This is a genomic window from Streptomyces sp. NPDC013455 (assembly GCF_040632975.1).
GTDB lineage: Bacteria > Actinomycetota > Actinomycetes > Streptomycetales > Streptomycetaceae > Streptomyces.
On the sequence record NZ_JBEYCX010000022.1, the window covers coordinates 127,065 to 138,827 of the forward strand.

At 69.0% G+C, this 11,763-nt stretch carries 10 protein-coding genes; 5 read left to right on the plus strand and 5 right to left on the minus strand.

The window, feature by feature from the left end:
- Positions 1-217: 217 nt before the first annotated feature.
- Genes ABZ576_RS29105 through ABZ576_RS29125 form a run of 5 tightly spaced genes read right to left on the minus strand, consistent with a single transcriptional unit; the run spans position 218 to position 5,776 of the window.
- On the minus strand, positions 218-1,279 hold the full coding sequence (locus ABZ576_RS29105) for a dipeptide ABC transporter ATP-binding protein (RefSeq protein ID WP_360747150.1): 1,062 nt from the start codon (positions 1,277-1,279) through the stop codon (positions 218-220).
- Positions 1,272-2,246 carry an ABC transporter ATP-binding protein gene (locus tag ABZ576_RS29110; protein ID WP_360747153.1) on the minus strand — a complete coding sequence of 325 codons (975 nt, stop codon included), beginning with the start codon at positions 2,244-2,246 and terminating at the stop codon, positions 1,272-1,274. The genes ABZ576_RS29105 and ABZ576_RS29110 overlap by 8 nt, the downstream gene beginning before the upstream one ends.
- A gap of 7 nt (positions 2,247-2,253) precedes the next feature.
- Positions 2,254-3,234 carry an ABC transporter permease gene (locus ABZ576_RS29115; RefSeq protein ID WP_360747156.1) on the minus strand — a complete coding sequence of 327 codons (981 nt, stop codon included), beginning with the start codon at positions 3,232-3,234 and terminating at the stop codon, positions 2,254-2,256.
- On the minus strand, positions 3,227-4,150 hold the full coding sequence (locus ABZ576_RS29120; protein ID WP_360747159.1) for an ABC transporter permease: 924 nt from the start codon (positions 4,148-4,150) through the stop codon (positions 3,227-3,229). The genes ABZ576_RS29115 and ABZ576_RS29120 overlap by 8 nt, the downstream gene beginning before the upstream one ends.
- A gap of 6 nt (positions 4,151-4,156) precedes the next feature.
- Positions 4,157-5,776, minus strand: coding sequence for an ABC transporter substrate-binding protein (locus tag ABZ576_RS29125; protein WP_360747162.1), 1,620 nt, complete (start codon positions 5,774-5,776; stop codon positions 4,157-4,159).
- 534 nt (positions 5,777-6,310) lie between these two features.
- Between ABZ576_RS29125 and ABZ576_RS29130 the strand changes: the two genes are divergently transcribed.
- The 5 genes from ABZ576_RS29130 to ABZ576_RS29150 form a co-directional block, all read left to right on the plus strand.
- Positions 6,311-7,300, plus strand: a complete 990-nt coding sequence (locus ABZ576_RS29130; RefSeq protein WP_360747164.1) for an ABC transporter permease — start codon at positions 6,311-6,313, stop codon at positions 7,298-7,300.
- Between the two features lie 78 nt (positions 7,301-7,378).
- Positions 7,379-9,136, plus strand: a complete 1,758-nt coding sequence (locus ABZ576_RS29135; protein WP_360747167.1) for an ABC transporter substrate-binding protein — start codon at positions 7,379-7,381, stop codon at positions 9,134-9,136.
- Positions 9,137-9,232: 96 nt separating this feature from the next.
- Positions 9,233-10,213: an ABC transporter permease gene (locus ABZ576_RS29140; protein WP_360747171.1), complete on the plus strand. Its 981-nt coding sequence runs from the start codon at positions 9,233-9,235 to the stop codon at positions 10,211-10,213.
- Positions 10,214-10,283: 70 nt separating this feature from the next.
- Positions 10,284-11,321 carry an ABC transporter ATP-binding protein gene (locus ABZ576_RS29145; RefSeq protein ID WP_360747173.1) on the plus strand — a complete coding sequence of 346 codons (1,038 nt, stop codon included), beginning with the start codon at positions 10,284-10,286 and terminating at the stop codon, positions 11,319-11,321.
- Positions 11,322-11,347: 26 nt separating this feature from the next.
- A partial coding sequence (locus ABZ576_RS29150; RefSeq protein ID WP_360747176.1) for an ATP-binding cassette domain-containing protein occupies positions 11,348-11,763 on the plus strand: 416 nt, incomplete at its 3' end.

Genomic DNA, 11,763 nt, shown 5'->3' on the forward strand with positions numbered 1-11,763 from the left:
ACCTCGTTTACACACAGGCAACTTCACGGAAGCGGTACCGATATACGGACACGGGAGGCTGATCAGCGTACGGCCGTGCGGGTGCCGTGAACGGGCCGGGGAGCGCCATGTCTCCCCGGCCCGTTGCCGTCCGGGACACCTCCCGGCCCGCCCGGTGAGACCCCGGCCGACCCGGCGGGGGCTCCCCGGCCGGCCCGGCAGGGGGCTCCCCGGCGGCTCAGCCGGGCTCCCCGGGCGGCCCCGCCTCCGGCGCGGGGCGTGCCGCCGGTGCGGCGTCCTCCGCGAAGTGGCACGCCGAGGCGTGGGCCGCCGGGCCGGGCGTGTCCCGGAAGGCGGCGGGGACCGCCAGGGCCGGCACCTCCCGGGCACACCGCTCCCGCGCCTTCCAGCAGCGGGTGCGGAAGCGGCAGCCGGAGGGGACGCGCACCGGGGAGGGCACGTCACCGCTGAGGATGATCCGCTCCCGGCGCTCCCGGGCCCCGGGGTCGGGCACGGGGACGGCGGAGAGCAGGGCCTGGGTGTAGGGGTGGGTCGGGTGCTCGTAGATCTCGGCGTCCCGCCCGGTCTCCACGATCCGGCCCAGGTACATGACGCCGACCCGGTCCGAGATGTGCCGGACGATCGACAGGTCGTGCGCGATGAAGACGTACGACAGCGCGAACTCCGCCTGGAGCCGGGCCAGCAGGTTGATCACCTGGGCCTGGACGGAGACGTCCAGCGCGGACACCGGTTCGTCGGCGACGATGACCTCGGGGCGCAGCGCGAGGCCCCGGGCGATGCCGATGCGCTGGCGCTGGCCGCCGGAGAACTGGTGGGGGTAGCGGTTGACGTGCTCGGGGCTGAGGCCGACCACGTCCAGCAGCTCCCGCACCCGGCGGCGCCGGTCGCCCCTGGGCGCCGCCTCGGGGTGGATCTCGTAGGGCTCACCGACGATGTCGCCCACCGTCATCCGGGGGTTGAGGGAGGTGTACGGGTCCTGGAAGACCATCTGGATGTTCCGGCGCACCGCCTTGAGCGCCTTGCCGGAGAGCCGCGTAACGTCCTCGCCCCGGTAGGTGATCGACCCCGCCGTCGGCCGCTCCAGGTGGACCAGCAGCCGGGCGAGGGTCGACTTGCCGCAGCCGGACTCCCCGACGATCCCGAGGGTCTCTCCGCTGCCCAGTGCGAGGTCGACGCCGTCGACGGCCCGGACGGCACCGGCCTGCCTCCCGAAGAGACCGCCCCGCGTCAGCGGGTAGTGCTTGACCAGTCCGCGCACCTCGAGGATCGGCTCAGCCATCGAGGCACTCCCGCCAGAAGTGGCAGGCACTGCTCCGGTCTTCGTCCACCTCGTACAGCGGGGGTGTGCCGGTGCGGCACACGTCCCGGGCCAGGGGGCAGCGCGGGTGGAAGGCGCACCCCGCGGGGATGTCCGTGAGGCTGGGCGGCAGCCCCTTGATGGCGTGCAGCTCCCGGCCCTTGCGGTCGAGCCGCGGGATCGACTCCAGCAGACCCTTGGTGTAGGGGTGGGCGGGCGCCCGGTACAGGTCGTGCACGGGCGCCGACTCGACGATCCTCCCGGCGTACATCACCGCGATCCGGTCGGCGACGTCCGCGACGACACCCAGGTCGTGGGTGATGAGGACGAGCCCCATGCGGTACTCGCGCCGCAGCTCGGCGAGGAGGTCCATCACCTGGGCCTGGACGGTGACGTCCAGGGCGGTGGTCGGCTCGTCGGCGATGACGAGGGCGGGCTCCAGGGCCAGCGCCATGGCGATCATGATGCGCTGGCGCATGCCGCCGGAGAACTGGTGGGGATGGTCCCGCACCCGCTGGGCCGCGCCCGGGATGCGCACCCGGTCCATCAGCTCCACGGCCCTGGCCCGCGCGTCCTTCTTCGACATCCCGCGGTGCACGACGAACATCTCGCCGAGCTGGTCCCCCACGGTGAGCACCGGGTTGAGGGCCGACAGCGCGTCCTGGAAGACCATCGCCATCCGCGCGCCCCGGATCCGGCGCCGCTCCTCCTCCTTCAGCCGCAGCAGGTCCCGCCCCTGGAAGAGGATCCGCCCGCCGGTGATCCGGGCCGGCGGGGAGTCCAGGATGCCCATCACGGCCTGCGCGGTGACGGACTTGCCGGAGCCTGACTCGCCGAGCACGGCCAGCGTCCGCCCCGCGTCCACGCCGAAGCCGACCCCGTTGACCGCGTGCGCGACGCCGTCCCGGGTCCGGAACTCCACGTGCAGGTCGTGCACTTCGAGCAGCACGGCGCCGTCACCTCAGCTTCGGGTCGAGGGCGTCGCGGACGGCGTCGCCGAGCATGATGAAGGCCAGCACCGTCAGGGCGAGGGCGCCGGAGGGCCAGAGCAGGGCATGCGGGGCGTTGCGGACGTAGGGGGAGGCGGCGGAGATGTCGATGCCCCAGGAGACGCTGGGCGGTTTGAGACCGACACCGAGGTAGGACAGGGTCGCCTCCAGGGCGATGTAGGTGCCGAGCGCGATGGTCGCGACCACGATGACCGGGGCCACGGCGTTGGGGGCGATGTGCCGCAGCAGGACGCGGGCGTCGGAGGCGCCGAGGGCGCGGGCCGCCTGGACGTAGTCGTTCTGCTTGACGGTGATGACCGAGCCGCGCGCGATCCGGGAGATCTGCGGCCAGCCGAGCAGCACCATGAACCCGATGACCGGCCAGACCGTATTGCTGGTCACCACGGAGAGGAGGACGAGACCGCCGAGGACGACCGGGACGGCGAAGAAGATGTCGGTGAGCCGGGAGAGCACCGCGTCCCAGGAGCCGCCGAAGTAGCCCGCGAGTCCGCCGAGCACCGACCCGAGCAGGGCCACCCCGAGGGTGGCGCACAGGCCGACCGTGACGGACGTACGGGCGCCGTAGACGGTGCGCGTGTAGACGTCGCAGCCCTGTCCGTCGTAGCCGAACGGATGGCCGGGCCGGGGCCCCTCCTGGGCGCGGGCGAGGTCGCACTTCAGGGGGCTGCCGGAGGCGATCGCCGAGGGCCACAGGGAGACGAGGACCAGGAAGAGGATGACCAGGGCGGAGAGCAGGAAGACCGGGTTGCGGCGCAGGTCCCGCCAGGCGTCCGACCACAGGGAGCGGGGTCTGCCGGCCGGTCCGGTGGCCTCCGCTCCGGCCGGCGCCTGCTCCAGCGTGGCCGCCTCGCTCGCGCCGAGGTCCATCGCGCCGCCCATGCCGGTGCCGGCGATCGCGCGGTCGGGCTCGTACGGCTGGTCAGGCATGGCGGATCCTCGGGTCGAGTACGGCGTACAGGAGGTCGACGAGGAGGTTGGCGACCAGGAAGACGAGGACGAGCACGGTCACGAAGCCGACGACCGTCTGGCTGTTCTGGCGCACGATGCCCTGGTAGAGCTGGTAGCCGACGCCGTGGATGTTGAAGATCCGCTCGGTGACGATCGCGCCGGCCATCAGCGCGCCGATGTCGGCGCCGATGAAGGTGACCACGGGGATCAGGGAGTTGCGCAGCAGGTGCCGGGTGATGACCCGGCGCCGGGGCAGGCCCCTGGCGACGGCCGTGCGGACGTAGTCGGAGCGCTTGTTCTCCGCGACGGAGGTACGGGTGAGCCGGGTGACGTAGGCGAGCGAGACGGAGGCGAGGACCAGGCCGGGCACGAGCAGCTCGCCGAAGCCGGCGGCCGGGGAGACGGAGGGTCTGATCCAGCCCCACCGGACGCCGAGCAGCAGCTGGAGCAGCAGGCCGGTGACGAAGGTGGGGACGGAGATGACCACCAGGGTGACCAGGAGCACGGCGGTGTCCACGGGCCGCCCGCGCCTCAGGCCGGTCAGCACGCCGAGGGCGATGCCGACGGCGATCTCGAACAGGACGGCCACGACGGTGAGCCGGACGGTGACGGGGAAGGCCACGGCCATCAGCTCGGTGACCGGCCGGCCGTTGAACGCCGTACCGAAGTCGCCGGTGACGACGTTCCCCAGGTAGGTGAGGTACTGCCGCCACAGCGGCTGGTCCAGGCCGAACTCCCGCTTCAGCTGGGCGGCGGTCGCCGGGTCGCACGCCCGCTCCCCGCACAGGCCCGCGACGGGGTCGCCCATCACGTTGACCATGAGGAAGATCAGCAGGGTGGCCCCGAGGAACACCGGGATCATCTGCAGCAGGCGCCGGACGACATGGCGTCCCATGGCGGCTCAGCTGACCTTGATCTCGTTGTAGACGGGGACGCTGAAGGGGTTGAGCGCCACGTCGGACAGCCGGGCGGAGTAGCCGGCGCTGCCGTTCTGGTACCAGAGCGGGATGGCGGCCATCTCGTCCCGGACGACCTCCTCGGCCCGCTGGAACAGCGTGACGGCCTCGGCCTGGTCCGGCTCGGCGTTGGCCCGGTCGACGAGCCGGTCGAACCGCCGGTCGGACCAGGTGCCGTCGTTGGACGAGCCACCGGTGTAGTACAGCGGCTGGAGGAAGTTCTGGATCAACGGGTAGTCCATCTGCCAGCCGGCCCGGAAGGGGCCGGACATCCTGCGCTGGGTGATCTGGTTGCGGAAGTCGGCGAAGGTGCCGACGGGCCTGCCGACGCACGCCTTGTCGTCGGCGAGGGCGTTGTTGATGGAGTTGCACACGGCGTCCACCCATTGCTTGTGCGAGCCTGTGTCCGCGTTGTAGGTGATGGTCAGCCGGCCGCCGGGGATCCCGCCGCCCTCCCGGACGAGCCGTCTGGCTCCCGCGGGGTCGTAGTCGCAGGCGTGGCCGCACAGGCCGGGCCGGTAGCCGCCGGCCGTCCCGAGGACCGGCGAGGTCCAGTCGGTGGCCGGGGTGCGGGTGCCGCGGAAGATGGTCTCGGTGATCTGCTTGCGGTTGATCGCCATGGACAGCCCCGTGCGCACCTTGCGCGCGGCGCCGGTGTTCCACCTCGGGTCGTAGTACGGGAAGGCCAGGGTCTGGAGGATGCCGGCCGGGGTGTTGATGTACCGGCCGTCCAGGTCGGTCTCGACGTTCTTGAGCTGGGTGGCGGGCACGTCGTCCACCAGGTCCAGGTTGCCGGCCAGCACGTCGGTGTACGCGGTGTTGTTGTCCGTGTACACCAGGAGGGTCACGCCGACGTTGCGGGCCGGGTCGGGGCCGGGGTAGCCGTCCCACTTGCGCAGCGCCATGGCTGAGCCCCGGGCGTAGGAGTCGACCAGGTAGGGCCCGTTGCCGACCGGCTTCTTCACCCAGGCCGCGTGGTCGGTGAAGAAGACGCGCGGGAGCGGCGCGAAGGCCGCGTACCCCAGGATGTCGGGGAAGCCGGAGAACTTCTGGCTCAGCGTGACGGTGAAGGTGCGGTCGTCGACCACCTTCAGCCCGGAGAGGGTGTCCGCGGTCTGCCCGCCGCTGTCGGGGTGGACCTTGTCGTAGCCGGCGATGTACCCGAAGAAGTAGGCGTTCTTCTGCTTGTTGCGCAGGCTCGCCCCGTAGTTCCAGGCGTCCACGAAGGAGCGGGCGGTCACCCTCTCCCCGTCGGAGAAGGTCCAGCCGTCCTTCAGCCGGACGGTGTAGTGCCGGGCGTCGTCGGTCTCGATGGAGCGGGCGAGCCAGTTCTTCGCCTCGGCGGTCTTCGGGTCGTACCTCTTCAGGCCCCGGAAGAGCATGTCGAGGACCTTGCCGCCCTGCACGTCGTTGGTGTTGGCGGGTTCGAGCGGGTTCTCCGGCTCGCTCCAGGACGACGTCACCACCCCGGCGCCGCCGTAGCCCGCGGCGCCACCGCAGGCACCGGCCGACAGGCAGGCGGCGATCGCACAGACGGCCCACCCGACGCGCGCGGCTCCCCGCATTGGCTGCCTCCTCCGCGATCACCCGGCCGAGCACCCGGCCCATCACCCGGCCGATAAAGGTCATATCAGCTCATACTTCAGATTCCGCGCGCACACCGTCGGATTCGGCGGCCTTTGGCCGGACACGTCATCCGATTGCAGGCATGGCCCGTCCGCCGCCTTGATGATCTTGATCCTGGAGTGCAATAGATCTTCGTGTAACGATGCCGAAACGTTGGATTGGGACGTGCCGATGTACGCATGTCGACACTCCACCGTCCGCATATCGAACTTCTTGCCCGATTAGCCCAAATAGTCCGATGTGAAGCACGGATTGATTACGGCGGGCTACCCGCGTAGCTACGGAATGATCAAGTACAGGCAAAGAAGGTAAAGAGAAACCCAAGCCGACCGAGAATTTATTGACCTTGAATGAATTGCGTTGAAAAAGTCCGGCGTAGCCCGTAGGGGAGCGCCCTGCGGAGTCATCAGACCCTCCCTTGGGCCAGGAGCACCATGACCCCCCCAACTCCATCTGCGGCTGCCCCGCTTGAGGTGACCGACGAGACCGTCGCGAAGTCGACCACTTCGGACGGTTCGAAGGGCAGCGAAGGCCGCTCTCCGGGACGGCTTGCCTGGAAGCGCTTCAAGCGCGACAAGACGGGCGTCATATCCGCTTATGTCGTGCTCTTCTTCTTCGTGATCGCCATCGCGGCGCCCCTGATCGCGAAGCTGTACGGCAAGGACCCGTACACCACCTACGCGAGCCAGGACCCGAGCCTGCTCAACGCCTTCTCCTACCCCGCGGGCCCCAACGGCGGCATGAGCCCGGAGTTCTGGTTCGGCATCGAGCCCCAGCTGGGCCGGGACGTCTTCACCTTCCTGCTCTACGCCATCCGCAACTCGCTGGGCATCGCCCTCGCCGCCACCCTGCTCACGACGGTCGTCGGCGTCATGGTCGGCGTCACGGCCGGCTACCTGGGCGGCAGGGTCGACTACTTCGTCGGCCGGGTCATCGACATCATGCTGTCGTTCCCGTCCACCCTCTTCATCATCGCCTTCCTGCCGGTCGTCTTCGGCCTCTTCGTCGCCGACGACGAGGACATCCCGACGAGCCTGCGCGCCGTCTCCCTGATCATCGTGCTGGCGGTGTTCGGCTGGGCCTCCATCGCACGTCTGCTGCGCGGCCAGGTACTCGGTCTGCGCGAGCGGGAGTTCGTCGAGGCGGCCAAGGTCACGGGTGCGTCTCCGATGCGCATCGTGTTCAAGGAACTGCTGCCCAACCTGTGGACGCCGATCCTGATCCAGTCCACGCTGATGCTTCCCGCGTACGTCACCGCGGAGGCGGGTCTGGCCTTCCTCGGGGTCGGCATGATCGACCCGACCCCGGACTGGGGCGTCATGATCCAGCGCGGAGCGCAGTTCTACACCGAGGACCTCACCTTCATGCTCTTCCCGGGCCTGTCCATGGTGATCTTCGTCCTCGCCTTCAACCTCCTCGGCGACTCGGTGCGCGACGCGCTCGACCCGAAGTCCAAGCGGTAATCCACGTTCCACCCCCGGCCCGGTTCGACGACGACCGGCGGGTCCCGTCTGTTCCGATCGACACAAGGCAGGCTCAGCATGTCTTTTTCCCGTAGAAACTTCCTGATCGCCACCGGTGTGGCGGCGGCCTCGACCTCCGTGCTGAGCGCTTGCAGCAGCGGCAGTGACAACAAGGGCAAGGACAACGTGCCCTCCGTCAGCGGCAGCAAGAAGAGCAAGATCGAGGTCGGCACCAAGGCCGACTCGACCGGCCCGGCGGCCGAGGTTCCGGGAGCCACCAAGGGCGGGACGATCTGGTCGCTCGACCAGTTCGACATGGACCACCTGGACCCGGCGCAGATCTACTCCTCGACCGAGGCCGCCATCACGGTCCCGATCCTGCGCGGTCTGACCGGCTACAAGCTCGACGCCAAGGGCGGCGCCGTCCTCGTCGGCGACCTGGCCACCGACGCCGGCACCATGAAGAACGGCGGCAAGACCTGGTCCTTCACCCTGAAGGACGGGCTGAAGTGGGAGGACGGCTCGGACGTCACCACGGACGACGTCCGCCACACCTTCGAGCGCCTCTTCGCCGACTTCATCACCGAGGGCCCGCGCTACGTCCAGAACTGGCTGGAGGGCGGCAAGAAGTACAAGGGCCCCTACGGCGGCAAGCACCTGGACTCCATCGAGATCTCCGGCAAGACCGTCACCTTCCACCTCAACGAGGCGCGTGGTGACTTCAACTTCACCCTGGCGATGCGTGGTTACGCCCTGGTGCCGAAGAAGCACGACACCAAGGAGAAGTACGACAACCGTCCGTTCTCCTGCGCCCCGTACAAGATCGACAGCCGTCAGCCGGGCAAGTCGCTGACCTACACGCGCAACGAGCACTGGGACCCGAAGACGGACTCGATCCGCAACGCCTACCCGGACAAGTACGTCTTCCAGTTCGGCTTCCAGAACCTGGCGTCCACCGACCGCTACATCTCGGACCGTGGCAACGACCAGTACACGATGTCGATCTTCAACGAGGTCGCGGCCGAGCGTGTCTCCCAGGTCCTCACCAACCCGAAGCTGAAGGCGCGCGTCCTCACCGCGGTCGACACGGTCACCTACTACTGGCCGATCAACACCTCCCGGATCAAGGACGTCAAGGTCCGCCAGGCCATCAACTACGCCTGGCCGCTGCAGCAGCTCCAGACCATCCGCGGCGGCAAGGCCGTCACCGAGATGGCCACCACCGTGCTCAGCCCAGTGACCCCCGGCTACCAGAAGTTCGACCTGTACGGCAAGAACACCAAGCCGGGCGGCGACCCCGAGAAGGCCAAGGCCCTCCTGAAGGAGGCCGGCAAGCTCGGCCAGAAGCTGGTCATCGCCTACCAGCAGTCGGACAACTCGGTGAAGCAGGCCGTCGCGATCAAGAACGCGCTGGAGGCCGCCGGCTTCAAGGTCGTCAACAAGCAGGTCGACAAGTCGACCTTCTACACGCAGATCAGCAAGCTCGACAACGGCTACGACATGTTCGCCGCGGGCTGGAGCCCGGACTGGCCCGCCGGTTACTCGGTGTTCTACCCGTGCTGGCACGGCAGCCAGATCGTCGAGGGTGGCCAGAACTGGTCGCAGCTGGACGACACCGGCGTCAACAAGGCCATCGACGCGGCCTCGAAGATCACGGACCAGGAGCAGGCCAACAAGGCCTGGGGCGACATCGACCGCCAGATCATGGAGCTGGGCGCCTGCGTCCCGGACTACCACTCCATCCGCAACTGGATGTACGGGTCCAAGGTCGGCAACGTGATCTACGACGCCGGCAACACCTGCGTCGCGCTCTGCAAGCTGTACGCCAAGAAGTAAGCGCGATCGACCCCTCGGGGGCGGCCACGACCTGGCCGCCCCCTCCGGCCCACCCCTCACCCCGGCGACGGCGCCCCGTCCGGAAAGTCACGCCCCATGTTCCGCTTCCTCGTCCGCCGAACCCTCGGCGCGCTGGTCATCCTCCTGGTCATCAGCGCCGTCACCTTCTGGCTGTTCTACGCAGTCCCGCGTGACCCGGCCATGCTGTCGTGCGGCAAGAACTGCACGCCCGACATGCTCGCCAAGGTCCGGCACAACCTGGGCATCGACCACTCGCTGCCGGTCCAGTACTGGTACTGGATCAAGGGCATCTTCGTCGGGCGGGACTACGCCGGCTTCGGACACTGCGAGGCGCCCTGCCTCGGTTACTCCTTCGCCAACAACCAGCCGGTGCTCGGCACCATCCTGGACCGGTTCCCGACCACCCTCTCGCTGGCCCTCGGCTCGGCCGTCGTCTTCCTCGTCTTCGGCATCGGCGCCGGCATGATCGCCGCCGTCAAGCAGGGCAAGTGGCAGGACAAGGTGGCCAGCTCGGCCTCGCTGGTGGCCTCCTCGCTCCAGATCTACTTCATCGGCTACATCGCGATGTTCTTCCTCGTCGGGAAGCTCGACATCCTGGACAACCCGTCCTACACGCCGATCACCGAGGACCCGGCCGCCTGGTTCTCCGGTCTGCTGCTGCCGTGGCTGGTGCTGGCCCTGATCTGGACCGCCAACTACACGCGTATGACCCGCTCCCAGCTGGTCGAGACGCTCAGCGAGGACTACGTCCGCACGGCCCGGGCCAAGGGCCTGTCCAGCCGTAACGTCTTCTTCCGGTTCGCCTGGCGCGGCGCGATGGGTCCGATCGTCACGATCTTCGGCATCGACCTCGCCACCCTCATCGGCGGCGCGATGATCACCGAGTACACCTTCAGCCTCCAGGGCATCGGCCGCCTCGCGGTGGACTCCGTCGACAAGAGCGACCTGCCCATGCTGCTCGGTGTCACCATGCTGTCGGCCGGCGCCATCGTCTTCTTCAACATCATCGTCGACGCGGTCTACGGCCTCATCGACCCGCGGATCCGGCTCGCCTGACCTCCGCCCGCCGTCTCCCTTCCCACCGCCCCACCCGGCGACCCTCGCATCACCCCCCAGGAGCGTCCCCGTGACGAGCACCGATCAGCAGCCGTTCCTCTCCATCAGGGACCTCAAGGTCCACTTCTCCACCGAGGACGGCATCGTCAAGGCCGTCGACGGACTGAGCTTCGATCTGGCCAAGGGCCAGACGCTCGGCATCGTCGGCGAGTCGGGCTCCGGCAAGTCCGTCACCAACCTGACGATCCTGGGCCTGCACGACCGCGACCGCACCGCGATCGACGGCGAGATCGTGCTGGACGGCAAGGAGTTGCTCACCGCCTCCGAGCGGGAGCTGGAGCAGCTGCGCGGCAACAAGATGTCCATGATCTTCCAGGACGCGCTGGCCTCGCTCTCGCCGTACCACACCATCGGCACCCAGATCGGCGAGACCTACCGCAAGCACACCGGCTGCTCCAAGGCCGAGGCCCGCAAGCGGTCGATCGAGATGCTGCGCCGGGTCGGCATCCCGCAGCCGGACATGCGGGTGGACGACTACCCGCACCAGTTCTCCGGCGGTATGCGCCAGCGCGCGATGATCGCCATGGCGCTGGTGTGCGACCCCGAGCTGCTGATCGCGGACGAGCCGACCACCGCGCTCGACGTGACGGTCCAGGCCCAGATCATGGACCTGCTGAAGGACCTCCAGCAGGAGTTCGGCACCGCCATCATCTTCATCACCCACGACCTCGGCGTCATCGCCGACATCGCGGACGACGTCCTGGTGATGTACGGCGGCCGGTGCGTGGAGCGCGGCACCAAGGAGGAGGTGCTGCGCGACCCGCAGCACCCCTACACGCTGGGCCTGCTGAACTCCATGCCGAGCCTGAACGGGCCGGTGGACGTGCCGCTGACGCCGATCCCCGGTTCGCCGCCCTCGCTGCTCAACCCGCCCTCGGGCTGCCGCTTCCACCCGCGCTGCGCCTTCGCCGAGAAGGTGCCGGACGGGCTGTGCTCGGGCGAGCGCCCGGTGCTCGAAGTGGTCGACGGCCGCGGCTCGGCCTGCCACCTCACCGAGGAGCGGAAGCGGGAGCTCTTCGCCGACTTCGCCGGAACCCGGCACAACTGACGGACACGAGACGGGACTTCACGATCATGAGCAACACGAACCCCCTCCTGGACGTCTCCGGACTGACGAAGCACTTCCCCATCAAGGGCGGCTTCCCGATCCGCCGGACGGTCGGCGCGGTCCAGGCCGTGGACGGACTGGACTTCCAGGTGGCCGAGGGCGAGAGCCTGGGCCTGGTCGGCGAGTCCGGCTGCGGCAAGTCGACCACGGGCCGGCTGATCACCCGGCTGATGGAGCCGACCGGCGGCACGATCACCTACCGCGGGCAGGACATCACGCACGCGGGCCGCAAGCAGCTGGCGCCGATCCGCTCCGAGATCCAGATGATCTTCCAGGACCCGTACGCCTCGCTGAACCCGCGGCAGACGGTCGGCAAGATCATCTCCGGGCCGATGGAGATCAACGGCGTCAACCCGGCCGGCGGCCGGGAGAACCGGGTCCG